Origin of the sequence: uncultured Imperialibacter sp. (genome assembly GCF_963974565.1) — a bacterium.
GTDB lineage: Bacteria > Bacteroidota > Bacteroidia > Cytophagales > Cyclobacteriaceae > Imperialibacter > Imperialibacter roseus.
The window spans coordinates 245516-269940 of the sequence record NZ_CAXBCJ010000009.1; the positions used below are offsets into that span (position 1 = coordinate 245516).

Annotated in this window: 14 protein-coding genes; 5 read left to right on the forward strand and 9 right to left on the reverse strand. The window is 48.0% G+C overall.

Features of this window, described 5'->3' with window-relative positions:
- Window positions 1-5 precede the first annotated feature (5 nt).
- Genes araA through AAC052_RS15005 form a run of 3 tightly spaced genes read left to right on the forward strand, consistent with a single transcriptional unit; the run spans window position 6 to window position 3862 of the window.
- Window positions 6-1496 carry an L-arabinose isomerase gene (araA, locus tag AAC052_RS14995; RefSeq protein ID WP_339814230.1) on the forward strand — a complete coding sequence of 497 codons (1491 nt, stop codon included), beginning with the start codon at window positions 6-8 and terminating at the stop codon, window positions 1494-1496.
- Between the two features lie 48 nt (window positions 1497-1544).
- Complete coding sequence (locus AAC052_RS15000) at window positions 1545-3161, forward strand: sodium:solute symporter (RefSeq protein ID WP_317487309.1); 1617 nt, start codon at window positions 1545-1547, stop codon at window positions 3159-3161.
- 11 nt (window positions 3162-3172) lie between these two features.
- Complete coding sequence (locus AAC052_RS15005) at window positions 3173-3862, forward strand: NUDIX domain-containing protein (protein WP_317487310.1); 690 nt, start codon at window positions 3173-3175, stop codon at window positions 3860-3862.
- Window positions 3863-3870: 8 nt separating this feature from the next.
- On the opposite strand, the gene AAC052_RS15010 is transcribed toward AAC052_RS15005, so the two are convergent.
- The 7 genes from AAC052_RS15010 to AAC052_RS15040 all read right to left on the reverse strand — a co-directional run bounded on the left by AAC052_RS15010 (window position 3871) and on the right by AAC052_RS15040 (window position 17885).
- Entirely contained in the window at window positions 3871-6477 is a 2607-nt protein-coding gene (locus AAC052_RS15010) for an ABC transporter permease (RefSeq protein WP_339814232.1), read from the reverse strand.
- Window positions 6470-9091 carry an ABC transporter permease gene (locus tag AAC052_RS15015; RefSeq protein WP_339814234.1) on the reverse strand — a complete coding sequence of 874 codons (2622 nt, stop codon included), beginning with the start codon at window positions 9089-9091 and terminating at the stop codon, window positions 6470-6472. The genes AAC052_RS15010 and AAC052_RS15015 overlap by 8 nt, the downstream gene beginning before the upstream one ends.
- Window positions 9084-11636 (reverse strand): ABC transporter permease, encoded by a 2553-nt coding sequence (locus AAC052_RS15020; protein WP_339814235.1) that lies wholly within the window; start codon window positions 11634-11636, stop codon window positions 9084-9086. The genes AAC052_RS15015 and AAC052_RS15020 overlap by 8 nt, the downstream gene beginning before the upstream one ends.
- Window positions 11629-14253 (reverse strand): FtsX-like permease family protein, encoded by a 2625-nt coding sequence (locus AAC052_RS15025; protein ID WP_339814237.1) that lies wholly within the window; start codon window positions 14251-14253, stop codon window positions 11629-11631. Before AAC052_RS15025 ends, AAC052_RS15020 begins: the two co-directional genes overlap by 8 nt.
- Window positions 14246-16912, reverse strand: coding sequence for an ABC transporter permease (locus AAC052_RS15030; RefSeq protein ID WP_339814239.1), 2667 nt, complete (start codon window positions 16910-16912; stop codon window positions 14246-14248). Before AAC052_RS15030 ends, AAC052_RS15025 begins: the two co-directional genes overlap by 8 nt.
- Window positions 16909-17295: a DUF559 domain-containing protein gene (locus AAC052_RS15035; RefSeq protein WP_339814241.1), complete on the reverse strand. Its 387-nt coding sequence runs from the start codon at window positions 17293-17295 to the stop codon at window positions 16909-16911. Before AAC052_RS15035 ends, AAC052_RS15030 begins: the two co-directional genes overlap by 4 nt.
- Window positions 17296-17558: 263 nt before the next feature.
- A complete protein-coding gene (locus AAC052_RS15040) occupies window positions 17559-17885 on the reverse strand; it encodes a helix-turn-helix transcriptional regulator (protein ID WP_317487317.1) in 327 nt (108 codons plus the stop codon).
- Between the two features lie 403 nt (window positions 17886-18288).
- Between AAC052_RS15040 and AAC052_RS15045 the strand changes: the two genes are divergently transcribed.
- The gene (locus AAC052_RS15045; protein WP_339814261.1) at window positions 18289-18981 is read left to right on the forward strand and encodes a sulfotransferase domain-containing protein; all 693 of its coding nucleotides are present in this window, start codon (window positions 18289-18291) and stop codon (window positions 18979-18981) included.
- Window positions 18982-19101: 120 nt separating this feature from the next.
- On the opposite strand, the gene AAC052_RS15050 is transcribed toward AAC052_RS15045, so the two are convergent.
- On the reverse strand, window positions 19102-19986 hold the full coding sequence (locus AAC052_RS15050) for a hypothetical protein (RefSeq protein WP_339814243.1): 885 nt from the start codon (window positions 19984-19986) through the stop codon (window positions 19102-19104).
- 91 nt (window positions 19987-20077) lie between these two features.
- Window positions 20078-20920: a hypothetical protein gene (locus tag AAC052_RS15055; RefSeq protein WP_339814244.1), complete on the reverse strand. Its 843-nt coding sequence runs from the start codon at window positions 20918-20920 to the stop codon at window positions 20078-20080.
- A gap of 275 nt (window positions 20921-21195) precedes the next feature.
- On the opposite strand from AAC052_RS15055, the gene AAC052_RS15060 reads away from it, so the two are divergent.
- Window positions 21196-24321, forward strand: coding sequence for a hypothetical protein (locus AAC052_RS15060; RefSeq protein WP_339814245.1), 3126 nt, complete (start codon window positions 21196-21198; stop codon window positions 24319-24321).
- Window positions 24322-24425 lie beyond the last annotated feature (104 nt).

Consider the following 24425-nt stretch of genomic DNA (forward strand, 5'->3'; position numbering starts at 1 on the left):
GATAGATGATTAACCTAAAAACATTCGAAGCGTGGTTCATTACCGGCAGTCAGCACCTGTACGGTGAAGAAACCCTCAAAACGGTTGCTGCCCACTCAAAAGAAATTGCCGGAGCACTGGATGCAGCCAACGGCGTGCCTGTCCGTATTGTGTATAAATCTGTTGCAACGACGCCTGAAGAGATTTACAAAATTTGTAAGGAAGCCAACGAAGCAGACAATTGCGTCGCAGTAGTGGCCTGGATGCATACCTTCTCCCCTGCCAAGATGTGGATCAACGGCCTGAAGGCATTGAAGAAGCCCATGCTTCACCTGCATACGCAATTCAACCGGGACATTCCATGGTCTACCATCGACATGGACTTCATGAACCTGAATCAGAGTGCTCATGGGGACAGAGAGTTTGGCTTTATCATGAGCCGCATGCGCCTCAATCGTAAAGTGGTGGTAGGGCACTGGCAGGACGCTAAAGTAGTCACGCAGTTGAGCGATTGGCTTAGAGTAGCTTGCGGCTGGCACGACTGGCAGGGAGCGAAATTCTGCCGCATTGGTGACAATATGCGTCAGGTAGCCGTGACTGAGGGCGACAAGGTAGAAGCTGAAATCAAGTTTGGTTACTCTGTTAATGGCTATGGTGTAGGGGATGTGGTGGCTGTTATTAACCAGGTGTCGGACAGTGAGATTGATGTGCTGTGTGGCGAGTACGAACAACAATATGCTTTAGCAGCCACTTTGAAAAAAAGTGGCCCTCAACATAGCTCATTGCGAGAAGCCGCCAGGATTGAAATTGGCCTGCGTCAGTTTCTGGAAGCCGGCTCTTTCAAAGGCTTTACCGATACTTTTGAAGACCTCCACGGGCTGGTGCAGCTGCCGGGTATTGCGGCGCAGCGTCTGATGGCCGACGGCTATGGTTTTGGGGCAGAAGGCGACTGGAAAACGGCTGCCCTGGTGCGAGCCATGAAGGTAATGGGAAGTGGCCTGAAAGGTGGAAATTCGTTTATGGAAGACTACACCTACCATTTCGATCCCTCCAATCCCTTAGTGCTCGGCTCTCACATGCTGGAGATTTGTCCTTCTATCGCTGATGGAAAGCCATCCTGTGAAGTACACCCACTGGGCATTGGCGGCAAAGCCGATCCCGTTCGCCTGGTGTTCAACTCGGCAGGTGGCCCGGCGCTGAATGCGTCAATGATTGACATGGGCAACCGCTTCAGACTGCTGGTAAACGAAGTCGAAGCCGTTGCTCCAAAGGAGGCGTTGCCTAAGCTGCCTGTCGCCAGAGTGCTATGGAAACCCCTCCCCAACCTGAATACCGGCTGTGCTGCCTGGATTTACGCCGGAGGCGCCCACCACACCTGCTATAGTCAGAATTTAAGTGCTGAACAATTGGGTGACTTTGCAGATATTGCTGGGGTAGAATTTACTTTAATCGATAAAAATACCGAATTAAGGCAATTTAGAAATGAATTGCGCTGGAGTGAACAATGTTTTCAATAAACTTCTATCCTGAATTATAGATATACTTTAACCTTTACCTACTTACACATGAATAGTTTCGCAACGCTGGACTGGGCAGTCATCATTGGCTATTTTTTAGTCATCGCCGGACTCGCTATCTGGGTGATTTTACAAAAACAAAACAACACCGAGGACTATTTCCTGGCAGGCCGCAATATTGGTTGGTTCATCGTGGGTGCTTCCATATTTGCTTCCAATATCGGATCGGAGCACGTGGTCGGTTTAGCTGGTGCCGGTGCCGGTGGCAAAATGCCCATGCTGATCTATGAGCTGCACGCCTGGCTGGTCATTACCATGGGGTGGGTATTTCTCCCCTTCTACATCCGAAGTGGGGTCTTCACCATGCCAGAGTTTCTTGAGCGGCGCTTTAACTCCAGCACCCGTTGGTTTCTCAGCGTGTTTTCACTTTTGGCATATGTGCTCACCAAGGTATCGGTAACCGTTTATGCGGGCGGCATTGTGATCTCTTCTATTCTGCAAATCGACTTCTGGTTTGGCGCTTTGGCTACCGTCATTCTTACCGGTATTTATACTATTCTTGGCGGCATGAAAGCTGTTGTGTATACAGAAGCACTACAGACCATTGTGCTGATCATCGGCGCAGGAACCCTTACTTTCATCGGACTCGACGCCGTGGGTGGCTGGAGTGGTATGCGTGAGTCGCTGGAGCCGGGCTACCTCAACATGTGGCGTCCACCTTCTGATCCGGATTTCCCATGGCCTAGTTTGGTGATTGCCAGCACCATTGTTGGTATCTGGTACTGGTGTACCGATCAATATATTGTGCAAAGAGTTTTGGCGGCTAAAAACATCAAAGAGGGACGTCGAGGTACTATCTTCGGCGGTCTGTTGAAGTTGCTTCCAGTTTTCCTTTTCCTGATTCCAGGTGTAGTGGCTTTGGCACTAAAAAACAGAGGCGAGCTTTCGTGGGATACCCCCGACCAGGCTTTTGCGGCCCTGCTAATGAACAGAATGCCAACAGGTCTGAAAGGGCTTGTGGCGGCCGGTTTGCTGGCAGCACTCATGAGTTCGCTGGCATCAGTTTTTAACTCTTGTTCCACGCTTTTCACCGTGGATATCTACAAAAAATTAAGGCCGGAAGCTTCCGAGAAAAAGCTGCTGAGAACCGGCCGTATCGCCACGGGTTTTGTGGTGGTACTTGGCATTATTTGGATTCCCATTATGCAAAATATTTCGGGTGTGTTGTATGAGTACCTGCAATCGGTGCAGTCGTACATTGCGCCACCTATCGCCGCCGTATTCTTGTTGGGTATTTCTTACAAACGAATCAACAGCCGGGGTGCTATGACTACGCTGGTGGTAGGCCTGGCTGTGGTATTTTTGCGTCTTGGTTTGGAGTTGGGCAGAGACTCGCTGGATCCGGGCAGCCTGCTCCATACTTTTGGGACAATGAACTTCCTGACATTCTCTTCCTGGTTCTTCCTGTTCTCTATTCTGTTGTGCATTGGCTCCAGCTTGCTAAGCCCTGCACCATCAGAGGCACAACTTCAGGGGCTCACATTCTCTACGTTATCCGAAGAGCAAAAAACAGCCAACCGTGCCAGCTACAATGTTTGGGATATCGTTTTTTCTCTTCTTGTTATAGCCATTGTAGCGTTTGTAATGATTAGCTTCGCCGAATAGTTAGCACATCGTTGAAGCCCATTAAATATAGTACCGAAGACCGTATTCATGTTGCCGTAGATTGTATCATCTTTGGCTTCGATGGACAGGAGTTAAAAGCACTTTTGATCCACAGGAAGATGGATCCGGGACTTGGGGTGTGGTCGCTGATGGGCGGCTTTGTTAAAATCGACGAAAGTCTGGACGAGGCAGCCGTAAGGATTTTGCACTCCCTTACAGGGCTTGATAATATTTATATGGAGCAGCTCCATAGCTATGGAGCGGTGCACCGGGATATAGGCGGCAGAGTGATTTCTGTCGCCTATTTTGCTTTGATCAATATTGAAGACTACGAAGAACAAGTGCTCGACGAACACGATGCCCGCTGGGTGCCTCTCAACGAACTGCCGGATTTGATTTTCGACCATAAGCAAATGGTGCAGGACGCCCACCAGCGCCTTCGCCAAAAGGTAGCCAATCACCCGATTGGTTTTGCCTTGCTGCCTGAAAAATTTACACTCCCACAGCTCCTGAGCTTGTACGAGGCTATTTACGATGCGCCTATCGACAAGCGAAACTTCAGCCGGAAAATGCTGTCATTGGGCATATTGAAAAAACTGGCCGAAAAGGAAAAAAGCAGCTCCAGAAAAGGCGCCTTCTTCTATGTGTTCGATCAGGAAAAATATGAGAAGCTTTCCAACGAGGGCCTTAGTTTTATCTGAGCACTTTCCTACTCATTCCTCAGGCTATCCACGGGATTGGCCAGCGCTGCTCTCGTTGATTGCGAGCTGATCGTCAAAAACGCCACTATAACCGCCGCCAAGCCAGGAAGTGCAAGCATCCACCACTGCACTGCCACCCTGTAAGCAAATTCTTGCAACCATTGATCCACCAACCACCAGCCTACGGGCAGAGCGATGAGGTAGCCGATAGCAACCATTTTGATAAACCTTGAAGCGAACAAAGCAACAATGTGGCCGACAGAAGCGCCCAGCACCTTTCGAATACCTACTTCTTTGGCACGTTGCTGTGTGCTGAAGGCTGCGAGGCCAAACAGTCCGAGGCAGGCTATCAAAAGCGCTATAACGGTAAAAAAGCCAAATATTTCGCCCTGTCGAATATCTGCCTTATAAAGTTTATCAAAATTATCGTCCAGGAATTCGTAGTCGAAGGGAAGTGAAGAGTATTTACGAAATGTTTCCTCCAGAGAAACCACGGTTGCAGGAAGGTCTCCTGGCTTAACCTTTACAGAAATGTAGCGGAAATTCTCCCTCAGTTCTACCAGTAGTGGCGCAATCGTCATGTGCATCGAATGCATATGAAAATCTTTGATCACACCCACAATGGTCTTGTCACCCTCCCAGCCAGACGTAAAGGTCTTTCCCACCGCTTCGTCGACAGACCACCCAAACTCCCGGCAGGCCGCTTCGTTCACAACAATATTTTTGGAGGATTGATCAAGTGCATACTCAGGTGACAACGTCCTTCCTGCAATCAGCTCCATGCCGAATACTTCGAGGTAGTTTTCGTCGGTTCTCAGCTGATAAATGGTATGGTCATAATCAGTCTCTTTCCCTTCCTCCTTCAGGCTAACCACGTTACTCTGCTCTACATTAGTAGGAAGGTTTTGAGAAATAGTGACGGCCACCACTTTCGGGTTTGCCAGCCATTCTGCTTTTATGGCCTCAAAGCTGTCTCTTACATTACCATCATAAGACCGGATGGTGAAAACATGCTCTTTTTCAAATCCAAGTTCCTTTTCGCTAATGAACTTAAACTGAGCGTAAGCCACAAGGCTACAGATAATCATGGCAACAGAAATAGCATACTGCCCGATGATCAAACCTTTTTGCAGACGAATTCCAGAATCAGACGCATTCATTTTCCCTTTCAGCACCTTTACTGGCACAAGCGACGACATAAACAAGGCGGGGTAACTGCCGGATAGTATACCTACAATAATAACCAACAGCAACAAACCGGGGGCTAGCATAATAAAGTCACCCATGTTGAACACCAGCGTCCTGTCGACCATCTGCCCGAAGTATGGCAAAGAGGCCGGTAGCAATAGTGCGGCCACTGCCAATGCAACGAAAGTGACAAATACAGACTCACCAAGGAATTGCATCACCAGCTGCCATTTGTGAGCGCCAATTACCTTCCGCAACCCCACTTCCTTTGCTCTGCCAATAGATCGGGCAATGGCCAGGTTCATATAGTTGACGCACGCAAGTATCAGGATCAATGCAGCTATCATTGAAAAAAGTGCCAGCTGCGCAGGGTTTCCTCTGGGGCCAAGATCGAAGTTGACCGCCGTTTGCAAATGCCATTCCGTGATTGGCTGGATCAAGTAAGTCGGGTAGTCGTCGTAGGCCCATCGTTGTTTCAGAAGCTCCGGCATCTTTGCCTGCAGTCCAACAGCATCGGCACCTTCTTTCACCTTCAGAAAAGAGTAAAATGCATTTCCCTCCCACTTTTCCTTTGCTTTATCGTCCAGATAGTACTGATCTGCCTCAAGGCTCCAAACATGCGTAAACTGTAACGTGGAGTTGAGAGGCGGATCCTGAATAATGGCGGTCACCTGAACCTTTCGGCCATCCAAAGTTAACGACCTTCCCATCACATCATCGGTTCCAAAAAGCTTTTGGGCCAGCGACTCGGTCAGCACTATGCTTTCTGGAGTCAAGAGTGCGCTCTCCGCATCACCTCTTAAAAAGTTGAAGTCAAACACCTTAAAAAATTGAGGATCCGCAGAGATTCCCTTTTCCAGGTAGCTAACCTCTCCCATTGTGATAATTCGGGTTGGTGCCTGTAGCGAAGTAGCCGCTTCCACCTCCGGAAAATCACTCATGAGTGTTTCAGCGAACCCAGCTGGCATTACGGCAAAGTAATCGCTACCCATAAAAGGGTTGAATGTTTGTTGTTGATAAGTCCGGTATATTCTTTTTGAGTCAGGATAAAACCTGTCAAACGACAGCTCGTGCCTTACATACAAAAAAATTAGAATAAAGGCGGTGAGGCTAAGTGCCAATCCGCCAACATTAATGGCTGCGTAGAGCTTTTGACGCAGCATACTGCGCCAGCCAACTTTCACATAGTTTTTGAACATCCCGAACTGATTCATGCGATAACTCCCTCCAATGGGTTTAATAATTGTTGGCCTGAAAAGTTTGATTACGTCAAGTGTAAAGAGCCATTTGGCTTTTGATTGACCTTTCTCTAAGCACCTGTCGTCAAATCGCTCAAACAAATCACCTTCAATATCCTCCTGGTAATCCGGATGGCAGAACCAGCGGAAGAAGCGGAGGGGCAGTTTGGGTGGATGGTGCTTATTCATCTCTCAAAGCATTGATTGGATTGGCTGTGGCCGCCTTCATTACCTGCGTACTGATACTTACAAAAGAGATGACCAATAACAGGGCGACAGGTGCTACGATAGCAGTGAGACTGACCGACGTTCTCAAAATATAACCTTCAAGCCACTTGTGCATCAGCAGATAGGCCACCGGCGATCCTATTAGCACAGCAACGGAAAGCTGCCCTACATAGCCCCTGCAAAAGAGGTTGACAATGCTGGCCACAGATGCGCCAAATACCTTTCTGATGCCCACTTCTCTTTTCTTTTTCCTCGCAACGAACATAGACATACCGAAAAGCCCGAGGGAGGCTACGAAAACGGAGATACCGGTAAAAACGCTAAATAGCTGGCTGAACCTAATATCCTCTTGATAGTTGCTATTGAATTGTTCGTCCAGAAAATAATATTCAAACACCTGATCGGGGTGCACCTCGTCCCAAATGCGCTCGATTTGCGCCAGGCACGCCGCTAATTCCTCATAATTGGAATAGGAGCCAGAGTCGATTTTAATGGAAGCATGCCCCCTGAACGGGTTGAATTCGAAGGTCATGGGTTGAATCTTCTCCTTAAGTGAATTTTGATGAAAGTCTTCCACTACACCGAGTACTTTGAGTGTCCTGTCTTCGTTTTCGGGTATAATGATCGTTTGTCCGATAGCCTCCTCAGGACTTGAGCACCCCATCGCCAGGGCCGTTGACCGGTTGATAAGTATACTTCGCCTGCTGGCCCAAAACTTGTCTTTTGAAAAGTCTTCCCCGGCGATGATTTTTGCCCCGTAGTAAGCCATATAGCTGGCGTCAACGCCAATGAGGTTAGCACTAACAGTGATGTTCTTTCCTTCTATGTTGAAGTAGATATCCTGCCCATTGCCTCCTCCTGGCACTTGTGTGGAAGACGTCACACCACGGGTAAAAGAAAGGTTAGCTACACCTTCCTTGAATGCCTGATGTCTTTTCACTCTGTCATCCGCTCCGTCTTTCGCCGACTTCACAATCAAGGTTTGGTCAAGGGTGATCCCCAGCGGTTGATTTTTCAGGAAACGCATCTGATCTGAAATCACAAATATTCCAGTGATGAGAATAATCGAAATACTGAATTGCACCACGACCAACACTTTCCGAAAGCCAGCGCCCTTTGTGTTATCAAGCACCCGACCTTTGATAGACCGTATCGGATCAAGGCTGGATAAAATAAGCGCCGGATACGAAGAGGCAATCAGCGCTCCCAAAAGGAACAATAAAAGGAACAACCAGTTCATCGGCGTAGGGTCACCGAAAAGGGGCAACAGTTTCCCATTAGTATAAGTCTCAATGAATGGATAGAGCAGCCAAACGATTAGCACGGCAGCGGCCAATGCCAGCAAGTTGATGGTCATGCCCTCAAAAATAAACTGGCGAACAATCTCACGTTTCTCAGAACCCAGCACCTTTCTAATACCCGTTTCTTTGTGCCGACTCATAGATTGGGCGCTTGTGAGGTTAATAAAATTGATCCAGGTGATCAAAAGAATAAAAACACCTACCAGCAACAGCATGATTTCCATTTCGGAAAGTCGAACGTCACTCAAAGGAATCAATGCGAGTTCAACCTCCCTTCCATCGGCCTTTATTTGTTCCACATCGTTTATGTCCGTTGCTATTTTGGACGCCAATTCTGTTGGATTGGCCTCCTCAGTGAGGAGAAGATAAGTCGGATAATTTGCAAAACCCCATTGATCATAATTGTTGAAACCGATGGTAGATTTCAGAAAATCAAACCTGAACCTGGAATAGACAGGCACCTCTTCAACAACTCCGGTAACATGTAGCGTATTCTCCGCACCCCAGGCTGTGGTCGTCTTCATTGCCTTTCCGAATGCCTTCGCATCGCCAAAATATTTTTTCGCAACCGATCTGGTAATCACAACGGAATTGGGTTGAGATAAAGCGGTTGTGGAATCTCCTTCAATAAATTGAAAAGAGAACATTTGGGTGAAATCGGGGTCGGCCGAGAACATATTTCGCTCATTAAACTTCACCAGTGATCCGCTTTCATCTGCTACGGTTACCTGTTTCTCGACGTCTCTGCTGTAGAGGCTCGCCATCCGCACCTCAGGGTATTGTTCTTTTACTTTTGCCGCCGTTTCCCAATAGGTGCTGTGTTGATAGCTGGTTGCAACGCCATCTTTTGCTTCTGCCTGATCAATCTCTACTATGTTATCCTTGTGTTGATGAAATTGATCATACCTGAGAGTGAAGCCCACATACTTGGCGAGTATCAAAGCCGCCACCATGCCAATGACAAGGCCCGATAAGTTAATGGCCGAAAAAGCCTTGTTACGTAGAAAATTCCGGTAGGTGACTTTCGAGTAATGATAGAGCATAGCTTGTTTACTTAATTTGTTAATCGGCTTGAATGGCCTGAAAATACCTGGCCTGCACAGCCTGAGTACCTCTAATGTGAAAATCCAATTTGCTTTGGTTTTCCCTCGCTCCTCCACCCTCTTCTCAAACCTTTCTACCAAGTCTCCCTCAATATCCTCCCGATACTCCGGGTGGCAGAACCAGCGGAAGAAACGGAGGGGGAATTTCGGTGGAGTAATGTGTCTATTCATCTCTCAAAGCATGAATAGGGTTCCTCAGTGCGGCTACCACCGCCTGATAAGTAATAGCAAGCGCCGCTATCACGGCCACCAGAACACCTCCGGGCAGGAGCTGCCAAACAGAGAGGGTAATCCTGTACGAAAAGATCTGGAGCCACTGGTTCATGCCCAGCCAGGTCAGCGGAGCAGCCACCAGGAAGGCAACAGATACGTAAACGGCGAGGTCTTTCATCAGCAAACCGACAATGTGCCGGGGTGCCGCACCATGCACTTTTCTGATACCAATTTCCTTCGTCTTCCGCTCAATCGTAAATGTGATGATGGCCAGCAGACCAAAACACGACATCACCAGGGCAATGACGCCAAAGCCGGCAAAAACCTCCCCCGTCCTGGCGTGAGCGGCATGTTGCGCAGCGTACCGATCGGTTAAAAACTCGTAGTTGAACAAACTGGCTGGATTCACCCGCTCAAAAGATGCTTCGATGAAAGCCAAAGCCCGGGCATTATCGTTACCGGTCAGTCTGATATACAGGTCTCCGGAGTTTCCGTTGAAGATGAATAGAGGCTCAATGGCTTTGGTGAGGCCCCAGTAATTGAAGTTCTTCACCACACCTATGATCTTCAGTTCCTGACCTCTGGGCAATTTCACAGTTTTACCAATTGGCGAAGTCAGTCCCATTTTTTCTACCGCCTCCTGATTGATCACTACCGACTGCTCATCGGCATAGCTCTTTTCATAAAACCTGCCTTCGGCCATTGCTATCCCAAATGTTTCAACAAACTCACTGTCAGCATTCATTGGTCTGACGGTTAGGGTGCCTTCCACCTCTTTTCCCTCCCAGTCGCCTATCTGCATATCAAAATAGATATATTCAAATGTCGAACGAGACATAGCGGTTATGTCGGGGGACTGATCCAATACATTTTTCAAGGCTTCAACATTGTCTCTGGCCTCATCGTCTATTTTTACAGCCACCAGGTCTTCCTTGGTGTAGCCAGGATTCCTTTCACGAATAAAAGTCAGCTGGTGTTGAAAGATCAGTGTGCCGGTGACCATGGCGATACTGACGCAGAATTGAAATACCACCAGCGATTTTCTCACTGAAAATCCGCCTGAGCTCTCGCTCCCTTTTTTCTTGATCATTGCCAGTGGCTTCGACGAGTTGATCAGCAAGGCAGGAACAATCGAGATGATAAGAAGCAGGGTTACAATAAATGCCACCATGAGTGCTACTACTTCCTGGTGGCTAATGACGGATCTCACAATTGAGATTGGTATGCCAAAATAGCTTCCCAACAGGCTCAGTAAAATAATGGCCGCAACGCTCCCAAGGATCAAGTTCAAAAGTCCCTCGACAAAATACCTGTGCATGGTGTGCCATGGATTGGCGCCGAGTATTCTTTCTAACCCTGCCTGCCGAAACTGCGAGATAAACCGGGAGGTGGTGAGACTTATGTAGTTCACGCAGGTGAGAGTAAAGATGAGCAGACCTGCAATAGAAAATATCCAAACATACCGAATGTCGCCGCTTCTGGGAAAAAAGGGAGTCATCCTGTCGTGAAAGTAGATATCGGGTAGTGCGATCAGCTCACTGGACCAATGCGGCTTTTCGATCTTGTCGTAGAGCGTTTTGAGCCCGTTTGATTTCGAAAGCAGGGACGATGCAGTGGCTTGGCCATCCAGCTCAATAAGAGTGGCACAAAACCAGGCACCCCAGGCCCTGCTCTCATCCTGACTGGCGACTTGCTCAAACGGAAGGATAAAATCGAATTGAAAGGATGAATTTTGTGGCAGATCGGCTAAGACCGCTGATACCTGGTAGGTATCAGAGTTTCCAACCGTCACCAACTCTCCGATGGCCTCAGCACCGTCGAATAATTTGTCGGCCAGAGCTTGAGTCAAAATCACAGAATTGCCAGAAAACCCTGAGCTATTACCATATGCAAATGGGTAATCAAACATGCTAAAAAAAGCAGCGTCTGTTTTTGCTCCTCTCCCATTGATTTGTTTCTCTCCTGTTTTAATAGCTTCCGGCTCGCTGCGGAAAGTATATCGGGAGGCGTTCACTACTTCCGGATATTCCTGTTTTAATGCTTCGGCCAGTGGTCCGGGCGTTACTACGCTTTTCTCATATTGCCGAAGAATAAGTTCCACCTGGAATATCCTGTCGGCTTTGGTATGAAACCTGTCAAAGCTCAACTCATTGGCCACCCAAAGAAAAATACCAACAGTGCAGGCGAGCCCCAGTCCTAGCCCCAGCACGCTCAGCGTTGAGAAAGCTTTGTTCTTTTTCATGCCTCTGAAGGCGAGTTTCAAATGGTTAGAAAACATTCCGTTGTAAATCTGTTGCATCCCTGATATTGGCTTCATAAGTGCCGGTTTTAGTAATTGAAAAACCTCCCACACAAAAAGCCACCTGGCTTTCCTTATCCCTCTCTCCTCCACCCTCTTCTCAAATCGCTCCACCAAATCTCCCTCAATATCTTCCCGGTAATCCGGGTGGCAGAACCATTGGAAGAAGCGGAGGGGGAGTTGGGGTGGGTGGTGCTTACTCATCTCTCAGCGCATGGATAGGGTTCGCAAGTGCCGCTTTCAGCACCTGGCTGGCAATGATCACAACACATAAAATAACCACCACTGAAATAGCGATGGCGAAAAGCCACCAGGCCACATCGACCCGGTAAGCAAAGCCTTCCAGCCAACTACTCAGCCCAAAGAACGTGACTGGTACCGCCAATGCCGAAGCAACCAGCACAAGCATCAGAAAGTCTCTTGACAGTAGCCCCAGCAAGCTGGAAGGTGAAGCGCCCAGGATCTTCCTGATTCCAATCTCTTTGGCCCTCTGCCGGGTGTCGAGTGCCGACAAACCGAGCAACCCAAGTACTGACAGCATCAAGGCAATGGACGCAAAAATCAGCACGAGCTTACCAAAGCGATCCTCTGCCTGGTACTGGGTCTGATAAGCCTGGTCGGCGAAATAATAGCTGAAGGGTCGCTTGGGGCCGAAATCTGCCCACTTGTCCTCCAAGCGGTCCACGACATCGTGCATATTGTTGCCGGAAACATCAAGGGTAAGTAAGGTGTATCGGGAAGGGTCAATCTGCAGGGCCAAAGGTGTTATCTTTTCTTTCAATGATTTGAAATGAAAGTCCTTTACTACACCAATCACTGTGCCCTTATACCGGTTTTGTTGCTCGAATGGCTTTCCTACTACCTCGGCCGGATTAGCATAACCCAGCGTTCTGGCAGCAATTTCATTGATAATTACAGCGCCTGTTAAGTCCGACTGCAGCTCTTCCTGAAAGCCCCTGCCTGCCACTATTTGCATTTTATACTGATTGATAAAATCAAAGTCGACACGATACAAATCGGAGACATAGCTGGTGATGTTACCATCGGCTCCGGGAATGAGCAGGTTGTACCGGCGGTCAATATTTCCAGGCACACAGGAAGACATGCTGACGGCCGTAACACCCGGGACGGCTAGCAACTCCTGCTTTACTGTTTTCTCATTGTCCCTGATGTTCTCGTCAAAATAGAAATCAAGCACCAGCTTCTGGTCTTTCGAATAGCCTAGCTCCTTGTTTTGCATAAAGTGAAGCTGCCGGTAAACGCCCAGTGTGGATGCTATCAGCATGACAGAAAAGAAAAACTGAGCAACCACCAGTGACTTTCTGATCGAGTGGCCCCGGGTGCCAGATTTCACTTTTCCCTTCAGTCCGCTGACCGGGTCGAACCCGGACAGAAAAAATGCGGGGTAAATACCTGCTAGAAGGCCCACCCCCACTGTCAAGGCGAGCAGGCTGCCAACAAAGCCGAGGTGGTTAAATATGTTGGTACTGATAGGCTTGCCCACCAGTTGGTTGAAGAAAGGGGAAAGCAGTACAAACAGCGCCAGGGCAAGTGTGAAAGCCACAAGAGAAAGAAACACAGCGTCTGCCAGAAACTGAAACAGCAATTGACGTTTGGCAGCACCAAGCACCTTTCGGATGCTGATTTCTTTGGCTCGGTTGAGCGAAAGTGCCGTTGAAAGGTTCACAAAATTGAATCCTGCGATAGACAACACCAGCAGCGCCACTATTGTCAAAATATAGACATTACTGATACTTCCTGTGACGGACGAGCCTGTCCTGAAACCACGTGCCTCGGCGTGCAGGTAAAGATCGGTAAGGGGCTCAATGGACATGTCATAGATGGGTTGTTCAGCCCCGACGTGCTGGGCGACAAAGCTGGTCAGCGCTTCGTTGAAACTGCTGATGTCCGGCTTGTTTTGAAGGAGCAGGTAGGTGTAGGTACCAAAGGCATGCCAGTTACTTTTGATGCCAGGATTCCAAACCTCTGTCAGCAACTTCATAGAAAGAAATACATCTGTCCTGAAATGGGAATTGTAAGGCATGTCTTTCATTACTCCGACTACATACACATTCGTGCTCCCATCGAGTGTAAGCTGCTTGCCCAGGCAGTCGGTGGTGCCGAAGTACTTAATAGCCGCACTTTCCGAAAGCACAGCGTCGTAAGGTCCGTCCAGTACCTTTGCTGAATTACTGGCTACCAGTGGCAGTGTGAATACTGAAAAAACTGAAGCATCGGCATAAGCCAGGTCTTCCCGCATGAATGTCTCCGGGTCCGACTGCACAATCATGTAATCCAGAAATACCCTGGCATAGTCGACCACCGCCGGAAAATTAGCCCCTACAGCAGGTGCCATCGGCGGTGCTGAGCTTTCGAGTCTGGCACCGTTCGGCGTTTGCACATCAGTGACGAGCCTGTAGATGTTCTCACTATTTTCGTGGTATTTGTCGTAACTCAGCTCAAACTCCACAAACAGCAGGGCAAAAAAACAGACCAAAATACCAGTCGTTAGCCCGACCAAATTAATGAAGGTAAATGCCTTATGGCTTTTCAGGTACCTCAGTGTGATCTTGATGTGGTTTTTTAGCATGCCGTAATGATCCAATCGTTTTGCGCCTTCAAATGGCCGTACAATGTCCGGCCTCAATAATTTCAAAACCTCCAGCCAAAAAAGGGCTTTGGCAGCAAATGCTCCTTTCTCCTCCACCCTCATCTCGAACCGTTCAGTCAGATCCCCCTCAATATCCTCCCGGTAATCCGGATGGCAGAACCAGCGGAAGAAGAGAAGGGGGAGTTTTGGGGGTTGGGTAGATTTATTCATTCCGTAGCGAGTCCACTGGATTTGAATGAGCCACTTTCAGCGCCTGGCTGCTTACGGTTATCAGTGCCACCACAGTCACAGCTACGCCAGCAAGTCCAAAGTACCACCACGACATGTCGATCCTGTAGCTGAAGCTGTCCAGCCACGATTGCATAAAGTACCAGGCAATGGGCACCGCCAGCACAAATGATATCAGCACCAGCTTCAGGAAATTGCCAGTCAACATTTTAAATATCCTACTGACTGATGCCCCAAGCACTTTTCTGATACTGATCTCCTTGCTACGCTGCTCCGCCATGAAGGCCGACAACCCAAACAGGCCAAGGCATGCCACAACCAGAGCGAGTACTGAGAAGCAGTTCAATATGTCTCCATATTGCGCCACTCCCTCATACATTCTATCGAAGCGAGCGTCCATAAAGTCGTAGCGCATAGGCTGGCCTGGTGCAAATTTGTTCCAAACCGTTTCGATTGATGCCAAAAGAGTGGCCACATCATCCGTATTAGCTTTGACAGAAATGACCGAGTAATTGTCCTGCCCCTGGTGCAGGATCACACCCTGGATCTCCTCTGCGAAAGTGTCGAAGTGGAAGTCTTCTACCACGCCTATTATTTCGTACTCGTTCCCATTATTTATCTTCTGACCAATAGGGTCATCGAGCCCGAGTTTCCTCACGAGGGTTTCATTGACGATCACTTTGTTTTGATTATTGCCTTTCTGTTCAGCGAAGTCTCTGCCTCTGGTAAGCTTCATCCCCATCGTCCCCAGGTAGTCCTCATCCACCTGCCAGTCCTGAATGGAAACTCCCTGGTCGTCTCCTCTCCCCACCACCTTCACCATGTCACCATTTCGTTTAGAATCAGGGCCATACACGGGCAGGTAGTCACTCACTGACACATTTTCGACTGCTGAAAGCGCCAATAGTTCATTTTTTAAGGCCTGGGTTTTGTCGCCTAGCGTGTTTGTTCCCCGAAGGAGAATCACCTGCTCCTTGTCAAAACCCAGCGGCTTGGTAAGGATATAATCCATTTGAGAGTTGATGACAACTGTGCCTGTGATAATGGCGATGGCCGTGGTAAACTGGAAGACCACCAGTACATTTCGCAACAATGCGTTCTTAGCCCCTTTGCTAACTCCTCCTTTCAATACGGCGACCGGGCGAAACCTGGAAAGGTATAAAGAGGGGTAAATGCCCGCCAAAACGCCTATAAAACCAGCGGATAACAAGAGTGCCGGGAAAAGCCACCAGGCTGTTGCCGGAAATGTCAAGTTCTTGCCAGAAAGCTCCCCCAAATAAGGCAGGGAAAGCCATGCCAGCAGCATACCTACCACAAAGGCAAGAAGGCTGAAAAGAGTAGATTCGATTAAGAACTGCTGAACCAGATGGGCCTTTGAAGAACCAAGTGTTTTCCGAAGCCCAATTTCCTTGGCCCTGGTAGCCGATTTGGCCGTTGACAAATTGACAAAATTAACACATGCCAGCAATAGAATAAAAATGGCAATAAGGCCAAACAGCCTTACCTGTCCAATGCCACTTTCAAAGAATCCGTCCTCGCCAAGCTGCCCTTTGTTGAGGTGAATATCCGTGATGGGTTGCAGGTGGTAAGTGAGACCGTTGATGATTTCTTCCTTAGTGGCATACCCACCATCGGCAAGGGCCTGTGCATGAAACTTTTCTGTGATCAGACTTAGTTTGGATTCCAGTGCCTTAATGTCAGCACCCGGTTTTACCTTGATATAGGTAGGGTAATTGGTGTTGAGCCAGCTGGTTCTTTCTCCCTTCCAAAACTCTTTGTCAGTCAACGAGATCAGAATATCAAACTCCATGGAGTTGTTCTCCGGAAAGTCTTCCATCACTCCGCCCACGATATAAGGATTATCCGTTTGCTCATTGAATATCAGTGTCTGACCTACCGCACTGCCTCCAGGGAAAAACTGCTTTGCCTTGGTTCTCGACAACACGATGGAATTAGGTTCAGCAAGTGCCGACTTCAGCGAACCCTCTACCATTTCAGGTTGGAGGATCTGCAATAACTCCTGATCGAAGTAAGCAACGTGCTCTTCGTAAGTGCTTTGCTCAGCGCCAGCAGGTCTGATTTGATTACCTCCTGCACCAAAAAGAGATGATTGATTCACCCTTCCAGCTTTTTCAATTTCAGGGAATTCTTCCTGGATCGTTCTGGCAAATGGATGCTGAAAATAAGAGCTAAAAAAATGCCCGGAACCAAAGCTTACATTGTACTCGGCGATTACCCTGTAAATTCTGTCTTTGTCTGGGTACTGCTGGTCGTAGCTGAGTTCGTATTGGATAAAAACAGCTATAACCAAACAGGCTGCAATACCAATGGACAGCCCACCCACTTTGATAGCAGAATACATTTTTTGCCTGATCATATTCCGCCAGGCGATTTTGAAATAATTCCTGAACATACCGTAATTGTTTAATTGAGTTTGACCTATAAAATTCTTCATGAGCGAAGGCCTGAAAAGCTTCAGCACCTCAACGGCAAAAAACCAACTGGCTCTTTTTGCTCCTCTTTCTTTCGCTTTACCTTTAAACCGCTCCACCAAATCACCTTCAATATCCTCCCGGTAATCCGGATGGCAGAACCAGCGGAAAAAACGGAGAGGGAGTTTGGGTGGATGGTGGTTACTCATCTTACTTGTCTTTCAATGCAAATAGTCTTTATCTGTTCGATCACTGACTTAATATTACCTTCAACTTCTGCATTAGTAAATCGAATAACATTGACTTCAAATTGCTCAATTTCTTCTGTCCGTCCAGCGTCGTATTCCATCTGTTCAGCCAAGTCATGATACCCTCCGCCAATTTCAATTACTAGCCTCACAGGGTGGGAATAAAAGTCGGCAACGAAAGTGCCGATAGGATGCTGCCTTTTAAATCGAAGTCCCAACAGCTTGTTGGCACGAAGCTCTTCCCATAGCAACTTTTCCGCTAAAGTCTGATTAGCACGAAGCTTCTTTGCATTTTTAAAAATCGTCGAAGAAGCATTGTAAAACATATTTCCGCTATCACTCATTTGCGTTCTCTTTTAAACAATCGTCATTTCTGGAAAAGGGCCAGCTCCCTTCAGGGTTGGGGAAAATGGTACTTTTTACAGAAGACAATATTTTCAGCGATAATTCTTTCATGAACCAGACTTGCTTCAAAGTTTCAAACTCCGTTAACCCCTGCCCAAAGGGAGCGGAGGTTGAAAATTCATAGATGATTTTGGATTTAAAAGAACGCATTCCCCCTCTAGGGCTGAGGTAAAAATGCGTTCTTTTAAATCCCGATTATGCATCATTTAAACGCCACCTCAGGTATCGCATTCCACAGCCCCAGTCGTTGTTCTTTCAACTCTTCCATCGCCTTTTGTCCATATTGCGTTACAGTAAAATACCTTTTGCGCTTCCCCCCTCTTACCTGTGTGGCCTCTCCAAACTCTGAAGACAGAAAACCTTTCTTCTCCAACCGTCTAAGCACGGTTTGCAATGAACCGATGCTTACCTTCCTGTTGAGCCTTTTTTCCATCTCTTCTATGATGGCTATCCCGTAAGCTTCTCCGTACAGCACAGCAACCGTCAAAAGGACTACTTCTTCAAACTCGCCCAGTTGATATTTTCCCATAGTTTCTAATATTTACCTTAAACGTAGTTATTATAATTTATACTTCAAACAAGCGTCAAATTATTTTTACCTTGATTGTAGTTTATATATCGAAAACTTATCCAAATGAAACCAATGCACACCTACAAGGTTAGTTTGACCTCCTTACTCAAGTAGTCTGAGTCACAACCTGGCATTCAGAATCACGCCCGGGAAATTTGCATAAACGGACGAACCAAGTCGAACATGCAAATTGACCTTTCTGAGAACGTATTGTTTACTTCGGATGAAAGCGGCTCCACAAGTTTGGAAAGTGCTGAAACAAAATGTATCTAACTACACGGTTCTGACTTTTTTGAAGAAAAGAATGCTTTAAATTAAACGAGTAATATTTTTGATTCCGGCATCAGACTTCCCCCTGTATTTGAAAACGCTTTTCAAAATAAACGTTAAGCGACTCGCCATTCACATTCCCCTGGCAAGCAAGCATCTTACATACACCAAATTCATCATACTTACTACCCCCAGAACCGGCTCGACACTTCTTCATACTTTTTTAAACTATCACCTCAATGTCCTTTCGCTCGGCGAACCACAGAATGGAGATTTGCCGGCAAAACGCTGGAAAGCTTACCCAAAATTGATTAAAGCAGTTGGATTCAAAGCTTTTTATGACTCAAGTAGTAGGCTGCCAGTAAAAGAAATGTTGAGTCAACACAGTAAAAATGAAAGCGTGAAGATTATATGGTTGAGACGAAGGAATAAATTGAGGCAATGGGTTTCGCTGAAAATTGCCGAAAACACGGGAGAGTGGTCGGCAGTGAGAACCAGTTTAAACGGCAGCCCATTGAAGCTCTCCCCATCTGAATTTGCTGAATACGTAGCAAAGATGGGGGAAACAGATTCCCAAATTCAGGATCACCTCACCGGAAAAAGATACGTGACTATATTCTATGAGGATCTTACCGAAAACACCGAGCTTGAAATGAAAAAGGTTTGGAACTTCCTCGCTGTGGCGCCTATCAAACCCGCATCGCTTTTGAAAAAGCAGCATCCACAACCGCTAAATGAGCTCATCACGAATTACAACGATTTTATTCAAATGACAGATCAATAGGTAAACGATTGGCTAGTTAACCCAAGGCCGCCGCTATTCGATTGGATTTACTTTTTTTATTAAAAAAATAATGGGGCCGCTATCAAAAGCAAGCCCCTTTTTGTATTCGCAGCCTCAAACTTATCCCCTCAACCTTCTTCTTACAACATGTTTTCTCGCCTTTACATCCAACTCTATTATCTGAGTTTCACCGTTGATAGTTACCTCTGCCAGGTTATCGCACTCGCCATCGCCATAGTCGATGACAATAGTTGCACTGGGCGCAACGGTTTCAATCACACCCGACACTGGGAAGAAATAGCCCTGGGCTCCACAGCGTCTTTTGAAGACAAGGCGCTCGGTGATGGTGCTGCTATAATTCTCACCGTCTCTGTTGACTCCTTCAGCGGATCCCTCCACAAACGATTCGTCCTGAGCAGGGTTCTCTGCCCTCGACCAGGTGCGGGTGTGCTCAGAATCACGAGTTGCAAAGGTGCCGTCGTTCCATGTAAGCTTTCCACCTACCACCTCAGTTCTGAATTGAGGAGCGCTTGACTCATCTGCTGTGATATTCGTAATGGTACGAACTCCTTCCACTTTTACACTGTCGATATAAAAATCTTCGAATGTCACACTGCGTGAAGCACCTGGTTTAAACCATCTTTCGTCACTGTAGGTGACAATAATTTTTCCTCGCCTGGTTCGGCCATCACCCTCACATCCATCTCCGTAGTCAATCGTCACGGTGTTATTCTCATGATCGTGGGTTACCACGGCACATTCGATCAAAGCATCACGCATAATTTTTCCTCCGGATGCCTCGTCATAGCTAATACCTGCTTCCACCACATTGTCTACATCCTCAAAAGCCACGTCCATCGATGCTTCAGTGTCTACTGCGACATCTTCGAAAGCCGACGCAATAGCATCATCATTCAAACCATCCTCTTCGTTGTTGCAGGAAGCCAACCACACCATGGTTCCTCCCACCATTGTCATCATCATTAATCTCTTTAGCAAATTCATATCTAATAGAAGTTTGTTTGCTGCTTTGATGAGGTCGGGTGGAAAAGGTTTAATGTGGGATTGAAAAAATTCTAAAAAATATTGAAATAGATTAAAAATTACTACTGACCCGCATTGTCGAAATCTCTCCATTTATCGTGGATCTCACATCGTTATCACATTCTCCTTCACCGTAGTCAACAATAAAGCTGACTCCTTTCATGGTACTCTCGACCTTTCCGTACGAAGGAAAAACTTTGCCTACCACCAGGCAGGTTCGCCTGAAGCTCAACTTCTCGGTTACTATACTGGAATATTCATAACCATGTCGGTTGACGCCGGAGGCTACGCCTTCCCAGCTGTATTCGTTGTGCATTGGGAGGTGTGCAAGGCGAATGGTTCTTATTTGGTTCAATTGACGGGTGGCGTAGGTGCCATCAGGCCAGGTACACCTTCCCTGCCCCCACCTCACTTCATATTTTCTTTCCGTTAGCGCTCCCTTTGATCTATAGGTGAATGAGAAATCGCCTTCTACTAATACATGATCTATTTTGAAATTAACAAAAGAAATACGGTACGTCGCTTCATCAACCAGTCGCAGGTCTGTGTAGGTGATCAGCAGTAACCCACTCCGCCACACATCCCCCGCCCAGGCACCTCCATTTCCAAAATCAACACTGATAATTTGGTGTTTTTTGTCGTGGGCTACCATAGCGCCCTGTAGCCACGGCTCCTCCTGTTTCGGCCCGTCAACGGCCCACTTCACCGCAGCATCAACTACCTGGCCAACAAGCTCTGGCATGGCTGTCATATAAGCTTCTGATCGCAGAGAAACATCCTTATAGTCATCCGGCATCGGTGGCTGATCGGCTTCCAATTCTGGAGTACAGGCATGCACGGTCAAAAAAAGTGCGGCAAAAAACGCACGACAGGCAGGTCTTGGAGTGGCTTCCACAGTGTCTTTAGTTTAATAGTAGAAATAGTTAAGCCTGATGGCGAATCCCGGCAACGCACAAAGCGGCGAGACACACGGTCTCAATGCAGGATCATACCACAGTCAGGGCTATCTTCAATGGTGTAGTAGCATACCTCAAAACGTCCAACTTCAATTTCAAAAAAGCATATGTCATCTCTATCCCCCTGTTTGCAGGATAATTCATTTCACTGGTTACATATGTGTTTGATATAATTAACCGGCTGTGTAGCTTCCCAAAAAAACTAATCTGAACAATGCAACATTTACCCAACAGACTGTGGAGCATGGCATTCTTGCTCCTTTTCACGAGCTTCCTTTCTATGGGCCAGGTGCTCGACATGGAGCTACTCAAAGGCATCAAACCACGTAATATTGGCCCGGCAGGCATGAGCGGCCGGGTTACAGCCGCCGACGTGGTGCAAAGCAACCCCGACATCATCTACCTGGGCACGGCATCGGGCGGCCTTTGGAAGTCGACTGGCGGCGGCACCAGCTGGAAACCCATCTTCGAAAAAGAAAAGGCAGCGTCCATTGGCTCCATTGCCATCTATCAGAAATCGCCCGATATCATTTGGGTGGGAACCGGCGAGGGCAACCCCCGCAACAGCCAAAGCATGGGCAATGGCGTGTACCGCAGTCTCGACGCCGGCCAAACCTGGCAGCATATGGGGCTGGAAAACACCCGCACCATCCACCGCATTTTTGTACACCCCGACGACCCCAACACAGTGTGGGTAGGTGCACAGGGCAACGCCTGGGCCGATAGCCCCGACAGAGGTGTGTTCAAAACCACCGACGGCGGCAAAACATGGAAAAAAGTTTTGTTTGTCAATAACCGCACAGGCATCGCCGATCTGACAATTGATCCAACCAACCCCAACAAGCTGATCGCTGGCATGTGGGAATACCGCCGCTGGCCCTGGTTCTTCAAGTCGGGCGGCGAAGGATCAGGCATCTACGTGTCGGTCGATGGCGGTGAAAACTGGACTAAGAGAACCTCCGACGACGGTTTGCCGGAAGGTGAGATAGGAAAAACCGCTATCGCTATTGCCCCATCCAACCCTGAGGTTGTTTACGCACTTGTTGAAACCAAGAAAAATGCGCTCTATAAGTCTATAGATGGTGGAAAAAAATGGGCCAAAGTACAGGATCAGGATGTGGGTGACAGGCCGTTTTACTACTGGGACCTTCGTGTTGATCCGAAGAATGAGAACACACTTTACAATGTTTATGGCATCGTAAAAGTCAGCATCGACGGTGGTAAGACCTTCGAAACACTGGCAGGCGGTGACAAGGTGCATGTGGATCACCACATGTTCTATGTGCTGCCTACCGACGCCTCTCTGATGCTTGATGGCAACGACGGCGGCGCCTATATCTCCCGTGACAGAGGCAAAACCTGGCGCTTTGTAGAAAACCTGCCAGTTGGGCAGTTCTACCACGTGAATGTGGACATGGCTACGCCCTACAACGTGATGGGTGGCATGCAGGACAACGGTAGCTGGAGAGGCCCGAGCCAGTCGCTGCACAACGGCGGCATCCGCAATGGCTACTGGGACGAGATTGCTTTCGGTGATGGCTTTGATGTGGTGCCTGTTCCCGGCGACTTGCGCTATGGCTACGGCATGTCGCAGGGCGGTTTCCTTTCATACCTCGATTTTGAAACCGGCTTCAGCCAGTTCATCAAACCTAATCACCCCGACAACGTGTTTCTTCGCTTCAACTGGAATGCTGGCATCGCTCAGGATCCATTTGATCCCAATACCATTTACTACGGCAGCCAGTTCATTCACAAAAGCTCCGACCGGGGACAAAACTGGAGCCTGATCTCCGGCGACCTCACCACGAACGACCCAGAAAAGACCAAGCTGGAAACTGGCGGACTAACTTTTGATGCTACTGGTGCCGAAAATCACTGCACCATTCTCGCCATTGCTCCAAGTCCGCTGGACAAAAACATCATCTGGGCTGGCACCGACGACGGCAATGTACAGCTAACCAGAGATGGCGGCAAAACATGGACAAATCTCTCAGCCAACATCAAGGGCTTGCCAAAAGGTGCCTGGATACCGCAAATCAACGCTTCCACCTACAATGCAGGGGAGGCCTTTGTGGTGGTGAACGACTACCGCCGGGGCAACTGGGCACCGATGCTCTACCAAACCAAAGACTTCGGTAAAACATGGGTCAATCTGGTCAGCGAGCAAAAGGTATACGGCTATGTGCTATCCATGGTGCAGGATCCTATTGAACCAAAACTCATGTTTACCGGAACAGAATTCGGGCTCTATGTTTCCATTGATGCAGGACAAACCTGGACAAAATGGACCAATGATTACCCAACCGTATCTACTTACGACCTGAAGATTCACCCGAGGGAGCATGACCTTGTAATTGGTACTTTCGGGCGGGCACTTTGGGTGATGGATGATATCAGACCATTGAGAGAAATGGCCAGCAAGGGCGCTCAGGTGATTGCGCAGCCGCTCTATGCTTACCCTGCGCCTGACGCCTACCTTTTTGCCTACAAAGAAGCGGCAGGCACCCGTTTCCACGGCGATGCTATTTTCAGAGGTGACGACAGGGAACCCGGAGCGCTGCTCTCCTACTCTGTAAAAGCGACCTCGAAGCAAGACACCACCATCAAGTCGGACACTGCGAGACTGCAAATATCAGACGCCAGCGGCACCGTCATCCGCAACCTGTTTCAGGTGGTGGAAAAGCCCGGTCTGCAGCGTATCATTTGGGGTCTTGATAAAAAAGGCGTTCGCAGCCCTGAGAGTGCCAAGCCTAAAGCAGGCGCCGCCGAGCCAAGTGGCTTTAGCGTATTGCCGGGCACCTACACAGTAAAGTATACTTATGCAGGTAAAGAAGCTACAACGAAAGTTGAGGTAAAAGCCGACCCACGGTTTACATTCAACCAGTCGGCTGCGGCACAAATGAGCCAGCGCTTTGATCGTGTCAATGCCATCATGGAAAAGGCAACAGCTGCGGTGGATAAACTCAACGATGCCAAAGCCACCATCGCCAAAGTGAATGCTGCGATGGAAGACAGCCCCATCGAAGGCAAGGAAGCACTCAAGAAACAAGGAGCCGAACTGGAGAAGAAGATCACTGAACTAAAAGAGCGGCTGAAGTCGAAAGAGGATGTGCAGGGTATTTACGATGACCCCACTGTAGCTTCCAGTCGTCTGTTCATGGCCATGTACCAGGTGGGCAATCCCTACAACAGTCTCAACACCAATCAGGAATGGGCAATTGCCCATGCAGAAAAGGCAACGGATGAGGGTGTAGCCAACGTTGATGCTTTCTTTAACACCGAATGGAAAGCCTACAAAGAAAAGGCCGGAGCTATCAACTTCTCGCCTTTTAAGGATTAAATAACTTAAGTACAATTGTCAGTCTGAGCTTGCCGAAGACAGCTTGTCGAAGCATTTTTGCAATTACCCGCCTTCGACAAGCTCAGACTGACATTTCTTTTTAC

Excerpts from the sequence above, each read along its gene's own strand:
- araA (WP_339814230.1), top strand. The coding sequence starts at position 6 with ATGATTAACCTAAAAACATTCGAAGCGTGGTTCATTACCGGCAGTCAG.
- AAC052_RS15000 (WP_317487309.1), top strand. The coding sequence starts at position 1,545 with ATGAATAGTTTCGCAACGCTGGACTGGGCAGTCATCATTGGCTATTTT.
- AAC052_RS15010 (WP_339814232.1), bottom strand. The coding sequence starts at position 6,477 with ATGAATAAGCACCATCCACCCAAACTGCCCCTCCGCTTCTTCCGCTGG.
- AAC052_RS15015 (WP_339814234.1), bottom strand. The coding sequence starts at position 9,091 with ATGAATAGACACATTACTCCACCGAAATTCCCCCTCCGTTTCTTCCGC.
- AAC052_RS15020 (WP_339814235.1), bottom strand. The coding sequence starts at position 11,636 with ATGAGTAAGCACCACCCACCCCAACTCCCCCTCCGCTTCTTCCAATGG.
- AAC052_RS15025 (WP_339814237.1), bottom strand. The coding sequence starts at position 14,253 with ATGAATAAATCTACCCAACCCCCAAAACTCCCCCTTCTCTTCTTCCGC.
- AAC052_RS15030 (WP_339814239.1), bottom strand. The coding sequence starts at position 16,912 with ATGAGTAACCACCATCCACCCAAACTCCCTCTCCGTTTTTTCCGCTGG.
- AAC052_RS15035 (WP_339814241.1), bottom strand. The coding sequence starts at position 17,295 with ATGAGTGATAGCGGAAATATGTTTTACAATGCTTCTTCGACGATTTTT.
- AAC052_RS15040 (WP_317487317.1), bottom strand. The coding sequence starts at position 17,885 with ATGGGAAAATATCAACTGGGCGAGTTTGAAGAAGTAGTCCTTTTGACG.
- AAC052_RS15050 (WP_339814243.1), bottom strand. The coding sequence starts at position 19,986 with ATGAATTTGCTAAAGAGATTAATGATGATGACAATGGTGGGAGGAACC.
- AAC052_RS15060 (WP_339814245.1), top strand. The coding sequence starts at position 21,196 with ATGCAACATTTACCCAACAGACTGTGGAGCATGGCATTCTTGCTCCTT.